This is a genomic window from Kitasatospora sp. NPDC033851, from assembly GCF_055576085.1.
Genome location: NZ_JBVIRL010000030.1, coordinates 40344 through 58092 on the forward strand (window position 1 = coordinate 40344; position 17749 = coordinate 58092).

15 protein-coding genes are annotated in these 17749 nt (G+C 74.3%); 11 read left to right on the forward strand and 4 right to left on the reverse strand.

Going from position 1 to position 17749, the window contains the following annotated elements:
* Positions 1 to 44 precede the first annotated feature (44 nt).
* The 4 genes from bla (at position 45) to ACZ51D_RS36555 (ending at position 3824) form a co-directional block, all read left to right on the forward strand.
* Positions 45 to 1016, forward strand: coding sequence for a class A beta-lactamase (gene bla / locus ACZ51D_RS36540; RefSeq protein ID WP_465618195.1), 972 nt, complete (start codon positions 45 to 47; stop codon positions 1014 to 1016).
* Between the two features lie 254 nt (positions 1017 to 1270).
* Positions 1271 to 2158: a DMT family transporter gene (locus ACZ51D_RS36545; protein WP_465618197.1), complete on the forward strand. Its 888-nt coding sequence runs from the start codon at positions 1271 to 1273 to the stop codon at positions 2156 to 2158.
* 78 nt (positions 2159 to 2236) lie between these two features.
* The gene (locus ACZ51D_RS36550) at positions 2237 to 3037 is read left to right on the forward strand and encodes an SDR family NAD(P)-dependent oxidoreductase (RefSeq protein ID WP_360504543.1); all 801 of its coding nucleotides are present in this window, start codon (positions 2237 to 2239) and stop codon (positions 3035 to 3037) included.
* A 7-nt stretch (positions 3038 to 3044) separates the two neighbouring features.
* The gene (locus tag ACZ51D_RS36555; protein WP_465618199.1) at positions 3045 to 3824 is read left to right on the forward strand and encodes a polysaccharide deacetylase family protein; all 780 of its coding nucleotides are present in this window, start codon (positions 3045 to 3047) and stop codon (positions 3822 to 3824) included.
* A gap of 36 nt (positions 3825 to 3860) precedes the next feature.
* Here the strand turns inward: ACZ51D_RS36555 and ACZ51D_RS36560 are convergent, their stop codons facing one another.
* The 3 genes from ACZ51D_RS36560 to ACZ51D_RS36570 are packed head-to-tail and all read right to left on the reverse strand — an operon-like array spanning position 3861 to position 7065.
* Positions 3861 to 4952, reverse strand: coding sequence for a glycosyltransferase family protein (locus ACZ51D_RS36560; protein ID WP_465618201.1), 1092 nt, complete (start codon positions 4950 to 4952; stop codon positions 3861 to 3863).
* A gap of 13 nt (positions 4953 to 4965) precedes the next feature.
* On the reverse strand, positions 4966 to 5910 hold the full coding sequence (locus ACZ51D_RS36565) for an NAD-dependent epimerase/dehydratase family protein (protein WP_465618203.1): 945 nt from the start codon (positions 5908 to 5910) through the stop codon (positions 4966 to 4968).
* Between the two features lie 30 nt (positions 5911 to 5940).
* On the reverse strand, positions 5941 to 7065 hold the full coding sequence (locus ACZ51D_RS36570; protein ID WP_465618205.1) for a DegT/DnrJ/EryC1/StrS family aminotransferase: 1125 nt from the start codon (positions 7063 to 7065) through the stop codon (positions 5941 to 5943).
* 381 nt (positions 7066 to 7446) lie between these two features.
* Here ACZ51D_RS36570 and ACZ51D_RS36575 point away from each other — a divergent pair, with 381 nt between their 5' ends.
* The 5 genes from ACZ51D_RS36575 to ACZ51D_RS36595 all read left to right on the forward strand — a co-directional run bounded on the left by ACZ51D_RS36575 (position 7447) and on the right by ACZ51D_RS36595 (position 14034).
* Positions 7447 to 9648, forward strand: coding sequence for an MMPL family transporter (locus tag ACZ51D_RS36575; RefSeq protein ID WP_465618207.1), 2202 nt, complete (start codon positions 7447 to 7449; stop codon positions 9646 to 9648).
* A gap of 314 nt (positions 9649 to 9962) precedes the next feature.
* Positions 9963 to 11417: a sensor histidine kinase gene (locus ACZ51D_RS36580; protein ID WP_465618209.1), complete on the forward strand. Its 1455-nt coding sequence runs from the start codon at positions 9963 to 9965 to the stop codon at positions 11415 to 11417.
* The gene (locus ACZ51D_RS36585; protein WP_465618211.1) at positions 11414 to 12091 is read left to right on the forward strand and encodes a response regulator transcription factor; all 678 of its coding nucleotides are present in this window, start codon (positions 11414 to 11416) and stop codon (positions 12089 to 12091) included. Before ACZ51D_RS36580 ends, ACZ51D_RS36585 begins: the two co-directional genes overlap by 4 nt.
* Before the next feature lie 151 nt (positions 12092 to 12242).
* A complete protein-coding gene (locus tag ACZ51D_RS36590; RefSeq protein ID WP_465618213.1) occupies positions 12243 to 12899 on the forward strand; it encodes a hypothetical protein in 657 nt (218 codons plus the stop codon).
* Between the two features lie 346 nt (positions 12900 to 13245).
* Positions 13246 to 14034 carry an alpha/beta fold hydrolase gene (locus ACZ51D_RS36595; protein ID WP_465618215.1) on the forward strand — a complete coding sequence of 263 codons (789 nt, stop codon included), beginning with the start codon at positions 13246 to 13248 and terminating at the stop codon, positions 14032 to 14034.
* 122 nt (positions 14035 to 14156) lie between these two features.
* On the opposite strand, the gene ACZ51D_RS36600 is transcribed toward ACZ51D_RS36595, so the two are convergent.
* Entirely contained in the window at positions 14157 to 15110 is a 954-nt protein-coding gene (locus ACZ51D_RS36600; RefSeq protein WP_465664703.1) for a phosphotransferase family protein, read from the reverse strand.
* A 449-nt stretch (positions 15111 to 15559) separates the two neighbouring features.
* Here ACZ51D_RS36600 and ACZ51D_RS36605 point away from each other — a divergent pair, with 449 nt between their 5' ends.
* Both ACZ51D_RS36605 and ACZ51D_RS36610 read left to right on the forward strand, forming a co-directional pair.
* Complete coding sequence (locus ACZ51D_RS36605) at positions 15560 to 15907, forward strand: PRC-barrel domain-containing protein (protein ID WP_465618217.1); 348 nt, start codon at positions 15560 to 15562, stop codon at positions 15905 to 15907.
* A 396-nt stretch (positions 15908 to 16303) separates the two neighbouring features.
* The gene (locus ACZ51D_RS36610; RefSeq protein WP_465618219.1) at positions 16304 to 17740 is read left to right on the forward strand and encodes an endonuclease/exonuclease/phosphatase family protein; all 1437 of its coding nucleotides are present in this window, start codon (positions 16304 to 16306) and stop codon (positions 17738 to 17740) included.
* The last annotated feature ends 9 nt before the right edge of the window (positions 17741 to 17749 follow it).

Sequence of the window (17749 nt, forward strand, 5' to 3'; positions counted from 1 at the left end):
TCGAGAAGGCGGTTCGCGCCGCGACACTCGACCAGAGGGGCACCATGTACTCGCAGCCTTCGGAAGCCCGCCACCGCCGTCACAGCCGCCGCGCGGTCCTCGGCCTCGGGGCGGCCGTCGCCGTCACGGCCGCGACCGGCGGACCGGCCCGCGCCGCGTCCACCAGCGGCGGACCGGCCTACGCCGCATCCGCCCCGGGTACGCCCGACGGCTCCGATCTCCACCGCCGGCTCGCCGCCCTCGAACAGGAGCACTCCGCCCGGCTCGGCGTCTACGCCCGGAACCTGACCACCGGCCGGACCGTCCACTACCGCGCCGACGAACTGTTCCCGATCTGCTCGGTCTTCAAGACCGTCGCCGTCGCCGCCGTCCTGCGCGACCTCGACCGCGACGGCGAGTTCCTCGCCCGGCGGATCCGGTACACCCAGGCCGACGTCGACCGGGCCGGCGGCGCACCGATCACCGGCGAGCCCGGCAACCTGGCGAACGGCATGACCGTCGCCGAACTCTGCGCGGCCGCCCTCGACCACAGCGACAACACCGCCGGCAACCTGCTGCTCCGCGAACTCGGCGGACCGACGGCCGTCACCCGCTTCTGCCGCTCGATCGGTGACCGCGTCACCCGGCTGGACCGCTGGGAGCCCGAACTCAACACGGCCGAGCCCGATCGCATCACCGACACCACCAGCCCGCACGCCATCGGCCGCACCTACGGCCGCCTCGCCCTCGGCCGCACGCTCCCACCGGCCAAGCGCGACCGGCTCACCGCCTGGCTGCGGGCCAACACCACCAGCACCCACCGCTTCCGCGAGGGCCTGCCGCAGGACTGGACCCTCGCCGACAAGACCGGCACCGGCAGCTACGGCACCACCAACGACGTCGGCATCGCCTGGACCCCGACCGGAGCCCCCGTCCTCCTCGCCGTCCTCACCACCAAGCCCGCGGACGCCGCCGCCCCCAAGGACGAACCCCTCGTCGCGAAGACCGCCGCCCTGCTCGCCCCCGTCCTCGGGTAACCCCGCACCCGACGTGCCACCCCCGCACCGGCCGGGCGACGGCCCGCACCACGCGCTGCGCGCCGTCGCCGCCCGGCCTCGCCCTCGGCGGCCGCGGCTGCTCTCCCGTGCCCCGACCCGCAGCACCGCCCGTCCCGCCCGTGCGCGGTCCACCCGCTGCCACTCGCTGACGCCCCTTACTCACCTGTGCGCCCGCGCCGCCCCGGGGACAGACTGGTGGTGGACCGATGCTGTCCCGCGAGGCTGGGAGACGCATGCTGCTGGGACTCACCACCGCGCTGGTCGCGACCGTCTGCTTCGGCTTCGGGGCGGTCTTCCAGGCGCGCGGGGCGCGGTCGGCCCCGCGTGCCGACCGGGTGCGGGCGGGGCTGCTGGCCGCGCTGGTGCGGTCGTGGCAGTTCCTGGTCGGGACGGTGCTGGACATCGCCGGCTTCGTGCTGAGCATCGTGGCCCTGCGCAGCCTTCCGCTCTTCCTGGTGCAGGCCGTCACCAACGCCAGCCTGGCCGTCACCGCCCTGGCCGCCGTCTGGCTGCTGGGAGCGCGCCTGCGCCGGGGGGACGTCGCGGGCATCGTTGTCGTCGTCGTCGGCCTCACCCTGCTGGCGCTCGGCTCGGGCAAGGAGGGCCGGAACGACGCCCCGGCGGCGTTCCACTGGTCGCTGCTCGCCACCACCGCCGTCATGCTGCTGGCCACCCTCGTGCTGGTGCGCCGGGACGGCACCGTGGCGGCCGCCGGGTTGGGCCTGCTGGCCGGGGTCGGTTTCGGGGTGACCAGCCTCGCGGTGCGCGTCCTGGATGCCTCCGGCCCGCTCGCGGTCCTCTCCGACCCGGCCGCCTACGCCTTGGCCGTCGGCGGCCTCGGCGGCTATCTCGCGTACGCACTGGCCCTGCAGCGCGGCACGGTGACGGCCGCGACCGCCGCCGGGACGGTGGCCGAGACCTTCGGCCCGGCCCTGGTCGGCGTGGCGGCGCTCGGCGACGCCGCGCGCCCCGGGTTCGAGTGGTGCGCGCTGACGGGCTTCGCGGTGGCGGTGGGCGGCACTTTCCTGCTGTCCCGTTTCGGTGAACTCGAGGGCGGGTCGGCCGAGCTGTCGATGCCGTACCCGGGCGCCGAGGCGGAGCCGGCCGTCCCGCCCCGGTAGCCCGGACGACTCCGCCGTGCGAAGGTGACTTGCCGGACAAATCGGACGGCGACACGGCCTCAGAGCGGCAGGTGCGCGATGGCGGAGGAACCCCGATCGGAACCCCACCCCGGATCTCGGCGGTCGGTACCGACCGAGCGTCCCGTCGCGCTGATCACCGGCGCCTCCTCCGGGATCGGCCTCGCCACCGCCATCCGGTTGGCCGAGGCCGGCTGGCACACCCTGCTCTCCGGCACCGACCGGGCCCGCCTCGACGAGGTCGCCGACCGCACCGGCGGCCTGGCCCTGCCCGAGGACCTGAGCAAGCCGGACGGCCCGCGCCGCCTCGCCGACGCCGCCCTGACCGAGGCCGGCCGGGTGGACGCCCTGGTCGCGAGCGCCGGCCTCGGCTGGCGCGGCCCGTTCGCGGACACCCCCCTCGACACCCTGGACCGGATGTTCGAGGTCAACTTCGCCGCCCCGCTGCGCCTGGTCCGCCTGCTCCTGCCCGGCATGCTGGAGCGCCGCCACGGCCGGATCGTGCTGCTCGGCTCGATGGCCGGCCAGGTCGGCGTGCGCGACGAATCGGGCTACTCGGCCACCAAGGGCGGCCTGACCATGTTCGCGGAGAGCCTCTGGTACGAGCTGCGCGGTACGGGCGTGGGGGTGCGCCTGGTACTCCCGGGGGCGGTGGACACCCCGTTCTTCGACCGGCGCGGCACGCCGTACCAGCGGGAGCGGCCGCGCCCCGTCTCGGCGGAGCGGGTCGCGGACACCGTGGTCGCGACCATCAGCACCGAACGCGACCGTCTGTACGTGCCGCACTGGCTCGGCTTCCCGGCCCGCATCCACGGCGTCGCGCCGGGCGTGTTCCGCCGGATGGCCTCCCGCTTCGGGTGAGCGCCGGATGGGCGTCGCCACCGAGGCCGTCAGCACCGGGGCCGTCAGCACCGAGGCGGTCATCACGAAGGCCGTCTTCACCGGGGCCGCCGTGGCCGGGGTGGAGTTGCTGCACCTCGCCCCGGCCGCCGTCCGCCTCCCGCCGCTGCGCCGCACCCTGGCCCGCCGCACGGCCGGCCACGGCACCGCCCCCGGCCACATCGCCCTGACCTTCGACGACGGCCCCGACCCGCGTAGCACTCCGTACATCCTCGACGCGCTGGACGAACTCGGCGTCCGTGCCACCTTCTTCCTGCTGGGCGCGATGCTGGAACGGGCCCCCGCGCTCGGCCGCGAGCTGGTGCGGCGCGGCCACGAGGTCGCCGTCCACGGCTGGCACCACCGGCAGCAGTGGTACCCGGCCCCCGCCCGCGACCTGCGCGAACTGCGCCGCGCCAGCGAGGCGGTGACCGACCTCTGCGGCGCCCGCCCGCTCTGGTACCGCCCGCCGTACGGCGTCCTGACCGCCGGCCCGGCCCTGGCCGCCCGCCGCCTGGGCCTGCGCAGCGTGCTGTGGACCGCCTGGGGCCGCGACTGGACGGCGGAGGCCACCGGCGCCTCCGTCTACGCGACCGCCCGCCCCGGCCTGACCGGCGGCGCGACCCTCCTCCTCCACGACTCCGACTGCACCTCCGCCCCCGACTCCTGGCGCGCCACCCTCGCCGCCCTACCCCTGATCGCCGGCCACTGCCGCACCCGCCACCTCACCCTCGGCCCGCTCCGCGACCACGCGGTGCCGCCCCGCTAGCCGGGCTCGCGCCCGTGTCGGCACGGTGCGCGTGACCTACCCCAGCCCCACCCGCCGCAGTGCCTCCGCGAACCCTGCCTGCCATCCCGTCGGGGTGGCGCCGGGCGAGGGCGCGGGGGAGGGCCGTTTCAGGGCCGCGAGGGCGTTGCGGACGACGTCGGCCGGGCGGGCGGAGGTGACGTCGGCGTGGCCGAGTTCGAGTTCGTGCTGGAGGTTGTCGCGCCCGTGGCCCTGGACGACGTCGAGGAGCAGCAGCCGTCGGCCGAGTGCGCGGGCTTCGCTGCAGGTGTCGCCGGAGCTGGTGACGACGAGGTCGGCGGCGGTCATCAGCGCGGGGATCCGGTCGGTGTAGCCGAACGGGTGCAGCCGGGGCTGCCGGTGGGCGGCGGCTCGGAGGCGGTGCTGGAGTGCGCGGTTGCGTCCGGCGACCGCGAGCACGTGCGGCCCGGTGGCGGCGAGTGAGGCGGCGGTGCGGGCGAGCGGGCCGAGCCCCCAGGAGCCGGACATCAGCAGGACGCAGGGGGCGTCCGCCGGTACGCCCAGCTCGTTCCGTGCTTCGGCGCGTCCCGGCGGGTGGTAGAACGGCTGCCGCAGCGGCGCGGGCACGACGGCGATGTCGGCGTCCGGGCGGTACCGCCGCACCGCGCAGGCGGCGACCTCGGAGGTGACCAGGAACAGGTCCGTCCCCTCCTGTACCCAGAGCCGGTGCGGCGTCACGTCGGTGCAGAACACGAAGTGCCGGAACTCCCGTCCCTGTCCCCACCCCTGCAGCCGGTTGACCGCCGAGGTCGCGGTGGCGAACACCGAGACCACGAGCTGCGGCCGCTGGGTCTCGACCAGTTTCCGCAGTGCCGGGACGAGCCGGGTGCGGGCCGCCGCGTCGGTGAGCCGGGCGATCCGGGTGCCCGGCCGCAGCGCCGAGAAGTGGAAGGCGTCGTACACCCCGGGGAGGCCGAGCAGGTGGCGGAAGACCGCCTCCCCGGCGGCGCCCGAGCGTTCGCCGAGCAGGGCCATGGCGTCGACGGTGTCGGTGGTCCAGCCGCGGTCCCGCAGGGTGTCGGCGCAGGCCTGGGCCATCACGTCGTGGCCCTGGCCGAGCGAGCCGGAGATCAGCAGGGCGTGCGGCATCGGGTGGTCCCGGTCAGGTGGTGGTGGACGCGGCGGTGGCGGCCCGGTACCAGTCGGCGTACCGTCGCACGCCGTCCGCGAAGTTGGTCCGCGGAGACCAGCCGAGCAGTCGCTTCGCTTGAGCGGACGAGATCCGACGGCCCGTGTAGTCGGCTTTCCGGCCCCCGATGTGTTCGATGCTGACGGGTCCGAGCAGTTCGTCGACGGTGTCGGCGATGTCGCGTACGGAGACGGCGGTGGAGCCTTCGAGGGCGAAGGTCTGGTCCTCGGCGGCGGGGGACAGGGCCCGGACGTGGGCGTCGGCGAGGTCCTCGACGTAGACGAAGTTGCGGCTCTGGCGTCCGTCGCCGGCGATGGTGATCGGCCGCCCGGCCAGCGCGGCCTGGACGAACCGTGCGACGACCAGTTCGTCGCGCATCCGGGGTCCGTACGGGATGCCGTAGCGCAGGATGGTGAAGTGCTGCCCGTACAGCTCGCGGTAGCTGTGCACCAGCATTTCGGCGGCGAGCTTGGTGGCCACGTAGAGGTGGCCGCTGTGCTCCAGCTCGATCGGGACGTGCTCGTCCAATTCCTCTTCTTCGCCGCCGAGTTGCTCGCCGCCGAGGGCGGCGCCGTAGACCCAGACGGTACTCGCGAGCACGGTGCGGCTGAGGCCGCTGCGCCGCGCGGCTTCCAGGACGGCCTCGGTGCCGTCGATGTTGGTCCGCACGGCGCGGACCGGGTCGGCGGAGACCTGTTCGACGTCGGCCATCGCGGCGAGGTGGTAGACCACTTCGCTGCCCGCCAGTGCGGAGGTGAGGGCCTTCAGGTCGAGGACGTCGATCCGCGCGTGTTCGGCGTCGGGGTTGAGGTACTGGTCGGTGGTGTCCACCGCGAGGACGTCGTGGCCGGCCGCGATCAGGTGGTCCACGACGTGTGAGCCGATGAATCCGCAGCCCCCGGTGACGGCTATCCGCACGTTCTTGCTCCCTTCGCTCCGGCCGGCCGGCTAACCGGCCGACCGCCGGTACACCGCCGAGACGGCTTCGATGACCTGCTCCGTCTCGTCCTCCGTCATGTCGGAGTGCACCGGCAGGCAGACCTGCCGTGCGCAGAGGTCCTCGGCCACGGGCAGGGGCCCGCGCCGGTACGGGGCGAGCACGGGCTGCAGGTGCAGCGGCAGGTCGTAGACCTCGCCGGACAGCCGCACGCCGTGCTCCTCGGCGACCGCCCGCTTGAACGCCGCACGGTCCGTGCCGGGCGGCAGCAGCGCCACGTACTTGTAGTAGTTGCCACGGCAGCCGGGCGGTTCGAGCACCGGCTGCAGGCCGTCCGGCCCGGCCAGCGCCGCGTCGTAGCGACGGGCGACGGCCCGGCGGGCCTCGATGAACTCCTTGAGCCGGCGCAGGTGCACGGCGCCGACCGCCGCGTGGAGCTCGCTCATCCGCCAGGAGTAGCCGAGCAGCACGTGGTGGTTGGTGGTGAAGGAGCCCTTGCCCTGGTCACGGTAGATCCGGGCCTCGTCGCGCAGCTCCGGCGACTCGGTGAGGATCATGCCGCCCTCACCGCTGGTGGTGACCTTGGTCGGGTAGAAGGAGAAGGCTCCGGCCAGCCCGAAGGTCCCGGCGGCGCGCCCGTTGACGCTGCTGCCGTGGGCGTGCGCGGCGTCCTCGACCAGCGGGATGCCGCGTTGGTCGCAGAGTGCCCGCAGGGCGTCGACCTGCGGGGTGACCAGCCCGCCGATGTGCACCAGCACGACGGCGGCGGTGTCCGGGGTGAGGGCCTCCTCGAGGGTTTCGGGGGAGAGCGCGAGGGTGGCCGGGTCGACGTCGGCGAACACCGGGCGCCCGCCCGCGTGGAGCACCGCGCCGGCGGTCGCGTAGAAGGTGACGGCGGGGACGACCACGTCGCGGCCCCGGACATCGACGGTGCGCAGGATCATCTCCAGCGCCGCCGTGCCACTGCTCACCGCGACGGCGTGGGAGGCGCCGTGCTCGGCGGCGAAGCCCTGCTCGAAGCGCTCGGTCCAGGGACCGAGGGTCAGGGCACCGGTGGTGAGCATCTCGGTCACCGCCTCGGCGACGGCCGCGCGGTCGCTCTCGTCGAACACGATGCGGGCGGCTGGCACGCCCATGGGGCACCTCCGGCGGCGGGCTGCCGACGCAGCACCGATCGGGTCGGATCCTCCCGAACCGCACAAAAGCGGTCGGGTCAGGCACATCACGCTACTTCGCCCGGCCGGGTCACGGCCTGTCGTCGCCCCCCGCACGGGTGACCCGGCTGCTTCCTCCGCAGGTAGGAGGGCTACTCCCGACGCAGGGCGTGCGCTCCTCCGTCCGGGGGACGGCCGTACTGCGTCCGCAGTACGCAAACGGCCTGCGCAGGGACGACGACGGAGCAGGGGTCGGCGATCAAGGATTGGTCACGCTGCGGCGGACCGCGTCCTCAGGGGCGTACGGCCCGCCCGCGGCGCGCCCTGTACCGAGACGCCGCATCCGAAGGAGTCCGCTCTCCCGTGGCCACGTTCCTCTACCGCCTGGGCCGATGGGCCTTCGTCCGGCGCCGGCTGGTGACCTTGCTCTGGGTCGCCGTGCTGGCGGTCGGCGGAGTCCTGGCGGCCAAGGCGCCCGCCGCACCCGACGACGGCTTCGCGATGCCCGGCACGGAAGCGCAGAAGGCCTTCGACCTGATGAACGAGCGCTTCCCCGGCGGTCACGCCGACGGCGCCTCGGCCAGGTTGGTGTTCGTCGCGCCCTCCGGGCAGAAGATCACCGCCGCGCCCCACCAGCAGGCGGTGGAGCGGACGGTCGACGAGCTCGCCCACGCCGAGCAGGTCACCGGGGCGGTCAGCCCCTTCAAGGCGGGCGCCGTCTCCAAGGACGGCAGCACCGCGTACGCGACCGTGAACTACTCCGTCAAGGCGGGCGAGCTGTCCCAGGGCGCCACCCACGCCCTGGAGCAGGCCGCCCAGCACGGCCGGGACGCCGGGCTCAAGGTCGAGATCGGCGGCAACGCGCTGACGGCCAAACCCGGCGCGGGCGGCAGCAGCGAGACGATCGGCATGGCACTGTCCGCCGTCGTGCTGGTGATCACCTTCGGCTCGCTGGTCGCGGCCGGCCTGCCGCTGCTCACGGCGGTCGTCGGCGTCGGCCTCGGCATGGCGCTGATCACCGCGCTCGGCAGCACCCTCGGCCTGTCCAGCACCACCGGCACGCTCGCCATGATGCTCGGCCTCGCGGTCGGCATCGACTACGCGGTGTTCATCGTCTCCCGCTACCGGGCCGAACTCACCGAGGGCCGGACCCCCCAGGAGGCGGCCGGCCGGGCCGTCGGCACCGCCGGGTCCGCCGTGGTGTTCGCCGGCCTCACCGTGGTGATCGCCCTCGCCGGGCTGTCCGTGGTCGGCATCCCGATCCTCGCCAAGATGGGCATGGCCGCCGCCGGGACGGTCGTCATCGCCGTGCTGGTCGCGCTCACCCTGGTCCCGGCGCTGCTCGGCTTCCTCGGCCGCAAGGTGCTGCCGCGCAAGGTCCGCAAGGCCCGCGGCGACGCCGCCCGGGAGGCGACCAAGGAGAACGGCGGCGCCCGCTGGGCCCGGTTCGTGCTGCGCCGCCCGCTCGCGGTGCTGCTCGGCGGCGTGATCGGACTCGGCGTGCTCGCGGCCCCCGCGCTCGACCTACGGCTCGGCCTGCCGGGCGACGAGGCCAAGCCCACCTCCACCACCCAGCGCCGCGCCTACGACCTGCTCTCCGAGGGCTTCGGCCCGGGCTTCAACGGCCCGCTGACCGTCCTGGTGGACGCCAAGGGCGTCGCCGACCCGAAGGCCGCGGCGAACGAGGTCTCCCAGAAGGTCTCCGGCCTGCCGGGCGTCGTCACCGTGACACCGCCGATGTTCAACCAGGCCGGCGACACGGCCCTGCTCAACGCGATACCGGCGACCGGCCCGAGCGAGGCCGAGACCAAGGCCATCGTGCACGCCATCCGCGGCGACGCGGCCGCCCTGAAGTCGGCCACCGGCGCGACGGTCCTGGTCAGCGGTACGACGGCGATGAACATCGACGTCTCGCAGAAGCTCACGGACGCACTGGTGCCCTACCTCGCCGTGGTGGTCGGCCTCGCCGTCCTCCTGCTGCTGGTGGTCTTCCGCTCCGTGCTCGTCCCGCTGAAGGCGGCGCTCGGCTTCCTGCTCTCGGTGGCCGCCGCCCTCGGCGCCGTGGTCGCGGTCTTCCAGTGGGGCTGGCTGGCCGACCTGATCGGCGTGGAGCAGACCGGCCCGGTGATGAGCATGATGCCGATCTTCATGATCGGCGTGGTCTTCGGCCTCGCCATGGACTACGAGGTGTTCCTGGTCACCCGGATCCGGGAGGGCTACGTCCACGGCGAGGAGCCCGGCGAGGCGATCGTCACCGGCTTCCGGCACAACGCCCGGGTGGTCACCGCCGCCGCCTTCATCATGATCGCCGTCTTCTCGGGCTTCATCGGGATGAGCGAGCCGATGATCAAGATGATGGGCCTGGGGCTCGCCGCGGCCGTCGCCTTCGACGCCTTCGTGGTCCGGATGGCCATCGTCCCGGCCGTCCTCGCCCTGCTCGGCCGCCGTGCCTGGTGGCTGCCGCGTCGGCTCGACCGGCTGATACCGGACGTGGACGTCGAGGGCAGCAAGCTGCAGCCGCCCGCCGCCGAACCGGCCCCGGCCCCGGAGTCGGTCACCGTCTAGGCAAGCAGGCAAGCAGGCAAGCAGGCAAGCAGGCAGGCAGGCAGGCAGGACGGGGCCGGGCGGAACACGCCCGGACCCGTCCGGACCCGGTCGGCACCGCTGGCGCCGGCCGGCACAGCTCGCCTCGCTCGGCACTGCTTGCCCCGTCCGGCTCGACACTGGTTCGAGCCCCTACCGTTACCGTTGCTGTCGGGGGCCGCCGCCCGCGCGGAGGTCCCCGGTCCGGCCCGCCGCCCTCACCCGGACGCGGCGCGGCACGAACTGGCGAGCCCGGCGAGGCTGCGGCCAGGGCCCCCGACCCGGAGAGCACGACCATGACCGACACCTGGCAGCGCCTGCGTCGCGACCACCCGCGGCTGCTCGACGCGGTCGGCGGAGCCGCCCTGATCACGGTCACCGCGCTCGGCGCCACCGTCGACCAGACCAACGGGCCCGTCACCATGCCCGACCCGGCCACCGGCGTGATCGCCCTGGTCTCCGCCGTCGCCGTGTTCGCCCACCGCCGCTTCCCGCGCGCGGTCGTCGCCGTCACACTGCTCTGCACGATGGTGCTCGCCGGGACGAGCCCCCGGCTCACCCCCATGCTGGCCACCCCCCTCCTGCTCGCGCTCTACTTCCTCGCCGTCCGCACCGACCGCGCCACCGCCCTGCGCGCCTCGATCGCCACCGCCGTCCTGCTCACCGGGATCTCCCTGCTGCTCGGCCCCGGCGGCCCGATCGGCGAGCGGATCAGCGTCCTGGCCTGGGCCCTGCTGCCCGGCGCCCTCGGCGACTCCATCCGCAACCGCCGCGCCCACCTCGCGGCCATCGAGGAACGCGCCGAACGCGCCGAACGCACCCGCGAGGAGGAGGCCCGCCGCCGGGTCGCCGACGAGCGGATCCGGATCGCCCGCGACCTGCACGACGTGGTCGCCCACCACATCGCCTTGGCCAACGCCCAGGCCGGCATCGCCGTCCACCTCATGGACAACCACCCGGTGCAGGCCCGCGAGGTGCTCAGCCACATCACCGACGCCACCGGCTCGGCCCTGCAGGAGCTGCGCGCCACCGTCGGCCTGCTGCGCCGCGCCGAGGAGCCCGCCCCGCTCGAACCCACCCCGGGCCTGGACCGGCTGCCCGAGCTGCTCGGCTCCTTCGAGCGGGCCGGGCTGCCGGTCCGCCTCACCGTCCGCGGTGACGCCCGGCCGCTGTCGCCCGGCGTCGACCTCACCGCCTTCCGGATCGTCCAGGAGTCGCTGACCAACGTCGCCAAGCACGCCCACGGCGCCGACGCCGAGGTCACCCTCGCCTACAGCGAGAGCCGGGTGACGGTCAGCGTCGCCAACGGCCGTCCGGCCGCGACCGGGAGCCCCCGCGCCGCACTGCTGCCCCAGCCCGCCCCGGGCGAGAGCGGCTTCGGCCTGATCGGCATGCGCGAGCGGGCCGGCGCGGTGGGCGGTCGGCTCAGCGCCGACCGACGGCCCGACGGGGGCTTCCTGGTCACCGCCGAACTGCCCCTGCGCACCGGCGCCCTCGACGACGGCCCGGCCCATGCCGGTGCGGCCGGTCCGCACCCGGCCGGTGCACACGGGGCCGGCTCACCAGGGGCCGGTGCCCGCGGGGTCGGCTCGCCGGGGGCCGGTGGACAGGATCACGCCGTTCGGGGAGGCGGCGCCGCGCCCCTCTGCAGCCCCCGAACCGCCCGCGCCGCCCGTACGCACGACGCCGAAGGACAGGACCGCGCCGCCCGACCGGCACGCGCGGTCCGAGAGGACAGGGACCACGCATGACCATCAGGGTGCTCCTCGCCGACGACCAGGCCCTGCTGCGCGGCGCCTTCCGCATGCTGATCGACGCGGAGGAGGACATGGAGGTGGTCGGCGAGGCCGCCGACGGGCGCGAGGCCGTCGAGCTCGCCCGGGCCACCAGGCCCGACATCGTCCTGATGGACATCCGGATGCCCGGCGCCGACGGCCTCGGCGCCACCGCCGCGATCTGCGGCGACGAGGAACTGTCGGGCACCCGGGTGCTCATCCTCACCACCTTCGAGATCGACGAGTACGTGGCCCAGGCGCTGCGCGCGGGCGCCGGCGGCTTCCTCGGCAAGGGCGCTGACCCGAAGGAACTGCTCGCCGCCGTCCGTACCGTCGCAGCCGGCGACGCCCTGCTCTCGCCCGCCGCCACCCGGGCCGTGATCGACCAGTTCCTGGCCCAGCCCGACCCGGGCGCCGCCGGCCCGGCGAGCGAGCGGCTCGCCGTCCTCACCGCCCGCGAGCGCGAGGTGATGTCGATGGCCGCCACCGGCCTCACCAACGAGGAGATCGCCGAGCGGATGTTCGTCAGCCCGTTCACCGTCCGCACCCACGTGCACCGGGCGATGGCCAAGCTCGACGCCCGCGACCGCGCCCAACTCGTCGCGATCGCCTACCAGTCCGGCCTGGTCCCGCCCGGCCGGCCGTCCTGATCACGGCCGACTCGCGTCATTCGAGCAGCCTGAGGGCTGAGTCTCCGTCAAATTTCCGCAGCAGAAGCGGATCAGGTTCCCGGCCTGGCCGAAAACGACCCCCGAACTGGTGTATCAGCGAGTAGTCTGCCGGTGACTCAGAATGAGGAGGATGTTCGTGGAAACCAAGGACACGGCCGGCGAGGTGCGGATTCTCCAGCCGTTGCCCGGGCGTACGGCGGACGCATCTCAGGCGTTCGACCTTCGGCTCGCGCGACTGCTCCGCCTGCTCGGGGTCGAGGCCGCACCCGGTCCCGACTACCAGAGTTCGGCCCGGTGGGAGGTCCACAAGGTGGTCGCCGGAAGGTCCGAGCTGCCCGAGGAGTACTTCGAGGCGCTGCTGGAGGCGGCGGTCCACGACCCCAACCCGAGCTTCAACCGGCGCTTCGTCGAGCCGGCCCTGCTCGCCTTCGGGCAGCGCCGGGTCCGCCTCGCCCTGCTCGGCTACCTGCGCACCGGCACCGGCCCGGAGCGGGCGGGCGCCGCGCGGGCCTGGTACTGGACGGCCCTGTCGATCGGGGACGGGCGCAACGGCGCCGCCGCCGACGAGGGTGCGAGCGTCCGGGACGCCTGGTACGAGACCGCGCTGCGGGAGTTCGTCGCCAACGAGGACCTGGACGTCCGCCGCTGCATCCTCCCCGGCCTCCCGCTCGTGCCGCGCGCCTACCCGGCGGAACTGCACGGCCTGGTCGAGGCGGCGGTCGCGATCGCCCGCTCGCACCCCGACGAGTACATTCGGCACCGCGCGGAGATCCAGGTCGGTCTCTGACTCTCGGGTGACCCCGCTCCGGGTGCACGCGCCGACGTGCGCACTCGACGGGTGTACCCGGAGCGGCATTTCCCGTCCGGTCGTTCCATTCGCCCACGATCCGGCGAATCGCTCCGGCCACCGGCCCTGGGCCGAGGAGCCCGAGCGCTTCATCGCCCTCGTCGACGACTTCCTGAACGAACGCCTCTAGCGTCGCGGTGAGGTGCCGGTGTCCGGGGCGGGCTTGGCGGCGAACGGGCATCGGTTGGCAACCTATCGGTGGCACGCCACGGTGCGCGCCGACGAGACTTTCCGTCATGAGCCGTGGCCCCCGGTGCCACGGCCGAGCACGAAAAGGGGAAGTCCCATGGCGACGTTCGTTCTCGTACCCGGCGGTTGGCACGGCTCCTGGGCGTTCGAGGCGGTGGTCCCGCTGCTGGAGCGGGCCGGCCACACCGTCCACACCCTGACCCTGACCGGCCTGCGCCCCCACGACGACCCCGCCACGATCGCCGCCGCCAACCTCGACACCCACGCCGAGGACGTGCTGCGCCTGCTGGAGCGCGCCCACCTCGGCGACGTGACGCTCGTCGGTCACAGCTACGGCGGGATGGTGATCACCGCCGCCGCCGACCGCGCCGGCGGCCGGGTCTCCCGCCTGGTGTACCTGGACGCCTGCGTGCCGCGCGACGGCGAGTCGTGCTGGTCCATCATGAACGAGGGCTACCGGCAGTCGTTCGTCGCCGGCGCCGCCACCACCGGCTACGCCGTCCAACCCCCGTGGCGGCCGGACGGCGACCCGCGCCGCCGCCCGCACCCGCTCGCCGCCTTCCTGCAGACGGTCCACCTCACGGGCGCCCTCGCCGAGGTCACCCGCCGCGAGTTCGTCTACTGCTCGGGATGGGAGGACCGCACACCGTTTGCCGACCAGCGCACCCGGCTGCTCGCCGACCCGGGATGGACCGTCCACGACGTGCCGACCGGCCACAACCCGATGCGCGAGGCGCCGCAGGCAGTCGCCGCGCTCCTGCTCGACGGAGCAGATGAAGCCGATGAAGCCGACGAGCGCGGAGGACCCGACGAACGCGGCGGACCCGGCGGACCCGGTGACAACGCCGTCCTCACCCCGGGCCGGATGGCCCTGTTGGGGTCGTGACGTACCTGATGAACCTGGCGACATGATCACCAGGGGGCCGGACCGCTCACTGATCACCTCACTGATCACCTACGACCACTGACCGGTTTCGGAGCTGCTCGTCCAGCCGATCCGAGCCCACGTCACAGCAGGGCCAGCGCCTGCCGGAGGTTGTACTCGGCGATGCCGGCCATGGCCGACCGGTCGGGGAAGTCGCCGTCGAGCAGCCGCAGCGGGCCCGCCGTCAGCGACAGCCGCTGCGCCAGCGTGTAGAGGGCGAGCCGGGCCTCGTCCAGCCCGTCCACCGCCGGCGGCCGGTAGGCGTCGTGGAAGCGGATCCGCAGGAAGACGTGCTCCCACTCGACGTCGAAGTACATCGTGCCTTCGATGTCGATCAGCACCGGGTGCCCGTCCGCGTCCACCAGGACGTGGTCGGGCCCGAGTTCGCCGTGCACGACCGCGTACTCCGCGCGCGGCCGCACCGCCGCCGTCAGGCCCAGCAGCCGTTGCTCCAGCCGACCTTGGGTGTGCGCGATCCGCCGGTCGCGCGATGCAGCCTCGGCGAGGTCGCGCAGCGCACGGTCCAGGACGACCGCCTCGCAGGACGTACCGCGCGAGGTTCCCCCTCCGTCGACCACGGCCACCTTGCCGTACCCGGACGCCCGATGACCTCGCATCGCCTCCAGCGCTTCCCCGAGCCGGGCGACCACCGGGGCGGCCGAGCGTGGGTCGCGCGCGAGCAGGTCCTCCAGGTTCCCGCCCGGGAGGTCCTCGACGATCGCGAGGTCCGACGGGCCGTGGACGCCGTCGCGGTCCAGGAGCCGGATCGCCGGGACCCGGACGCCGAGCGCGTCCAGCCGCGCGTGCGCGGCCTCGAACAGGTCGAGCCCGAGGCCGGGGGAGAACGGGTTGGTGAGGTCGCTGTCGCCCTCGGCCGCCGGCCAGTAGTTCTCGGCGTCATCCCACAGGTAGGCGACCACCGTCGCCGCATCGTCCATCACCAGGCGGTACGCGCCCTTCTTGCTGCCACCCGCAAGCCGCTCGACGGTCTCCAGCCGCCGCCCGCCACCCAGTGCGGCCCGCGCCGCCCCCGCCAACCGCTGCCGCCCGACCGCCCCCGGTGCCACCGCGTTCCGAACCGCCCTCCCCGCGACCACGACCCGCGCACCCTACGGGAGCACCGACCGGCAGGCGAAAGACCCGCCATTTCCTCGGGTGCCTCGCCCCCGCCCGTGACGGCATCGTCCACCTCTCCGGCCGCCACCCGGCGGCAGCCGCCTGCAGCTCGGCGGGTGGCCCCCGGAAGCCTCGCCCGGAACCGCTGCCCGCAAGGGTCTGATGATCTACTCGCGGCCTTGCCGGCGCACAGCCTGCAGCCCAGGGCACGGCCCTGGTGCCGGTTGATCGGGTCACCCCCGTTTGTCCCTTTCGTCTCGGCGGGCGTGCGCGGAGGCTCGCCGCGCGCCGCGGTCCCTCCCGGCGCAGGATGGAAGTCCCGGGGCAGTGGTACAACCGGCGGCGGGAGGTCCGGGCCGTGGTGATCGCAATGGCAGACATCCGCGAGTGGCGTGGCCATGCCGTGGTCGACGAGAAGAGCCACCGCATCGGCACGCTGGAGTCGGTCTACGTCGAGACGGCCAGTGACGAGCCGTTCTTCGCCACCGTCACGGTGGGCTTCGCCGGTCGGCGCCGGCTGGTCTTCGTGCCGCTGGAGGGCGCCGTGGTCGGGCCGGACTACGTCCGGGTGGCGTATGCGAAGAACCAGGTCAAGGATGCTCCGGCGATCGGCACCGACGACGTCCTGCCCGCCGAGGACGAGCCCGCCGTGTTCGCCCACTACGAGCTTCCGTACGCGACCGGCGCCGGTGGCGAGCGCCGGCTGGCCCGCCGCTGACCTCGCGCGGGGGAAACCGGCGGGGGAAGCGGTTGGCAGCTGTTCCTCGCCCTGGCCTGAGCGGCGCCACGAGCCCGGCGACAACGGCACCACAGCCGACAACGCGCCACCGCTGACAGTCGGCAGCTGAGAGCCGACAACCGCATACCCGTAGGAGGGCCGCGACGGATCACCCGTCGCGGCCCTTTCGCTGTGCGCGGATGTTCCCGTACCGCCCGATGTTCCGTCATGCGTCGTTCATGTGCAGGTCGCTGGCCTTCGGATGAATGAGGCAGCCCGCAGTTGTACAGCCAACTGTGGAGCACCTCTTCCTCCCAGCCTTCCGTGACCAGCCGTACCCGGCCCCGGCGAACCGTCCCCCGGCGGACCGGGCACCGGGCGGCGGACAGGACAACCGTGGCCGCAGGCAGCGCCCTGACCATCACCTCATCCACCGACCCCACCGAAGGCGACCGGCTCACCTTCCACTGGACCACCGATGCTCCCGACGCCAAGAACTGGGTCGGCATCTACGACGGCACCCGGCAGCCCGGCACCGGTTCGTCGCTCCTGTGGAAGTACGTCCCGGGCACCTCCGGCGACGTGCAGATCGACACCTCCGCGCTGACCGGTGGCCCGTACACCGCCTACCTCCTCGCCAAGGACGGGTACGGCATCCTCGCCCGGAGCGCGCCGTTCGGCTTCCGCCCCAAGCCCGCCGTCGTCCGCCCGCACGCCGCCGTCGACGCCTTCACCGCGACGCCGGTCGCCCCGGGCGCCGCCGTACAGGTCAAGCTCGGCGGCCTCTGGTCCCGGCCGGTCGGCAATGTGCCCGGCTCCGCCGCCTTCCGCAAGGTCAGCGGCCCGGCCTGGGCCTCGGTCAGCGCCGATGGCACGCTGACCGGCACCGCTCCCGCCACCCCCGGCAAGAACCCCGAGGTGGTCGTCGTCGGCGTCAAGGACAGCGCGGGCGCCACCGACACCGTCACCGTCCTGGTCCCCGTCGTCGACCCGGCCGCGCCGCCCCGCCTCAAGGCCGCGAGCTGGAACCTGCACAACGCGGGCGCGGCCTCCACGGACGCGCTGGAGAAGCAGCTGCGCGTGGTCCTCGCCCAGGGCCTGGACGTGCTCGCCTTGCAGGAGACGGCGGGGGAGCGGGCCAAGACCCTGGCCGACGCCCTCGGCTGGTACGCCTACCAGAGCCCGGGCAGCGTCGGCATCCTCAGCCGCTACCCGCTCGCCGTCGTCACCCCGCCGACCGCCGACCTGCCCGCCGCCGCGGCCACCCTCCGGCTGCCCGGCGGCCGCGAGGTGCGCTTCTGGGCCGCTCACCTGGACGAGGCGGGCTACGGCCCGTACGCGGTCCAGGACGGCAGCTCCGCCGCGCAGACCGTGGCCGCCGAGAACGGCTCGCTCCGGGTGAAGCAGGCCGGGTTGCTGGCCGCCGCCGTGCGCGCGGACCTCGCCCGGCGTGTCCCGGTCGTCCTGGGCGGCGCGCTCTCCTCGCCCTCCCACCGGGACTGGACGGCCGCCACCGCCGCCGCCCACCACGGCGTCGGCCCGCTCGACTGGCCGGTCACCGTCGCCCTGGAGGCCGCCGGGCTGACCGACGCCTTCCGCGAGGAGTACCGCGACCCGGCCAAGGCCCCCGGGGCCACCTGGTCGCCCACCCGCAAGCAGCGCGGCGACCGGCCCGAGCCGCAGGACCGCATCGACTACGTCCAGTACGCCGGCCCGTTGAAGCTGGTCGAGGCGCACACCCTGGTCGCCGACTGGCCGCAGCCCGAGCCGAACACCGCCGCCAACGAGTGGCCCTCCGACACCGCCGCCGCCGTCGCCACCTTCCAGCTCTGAGAGGTCAGT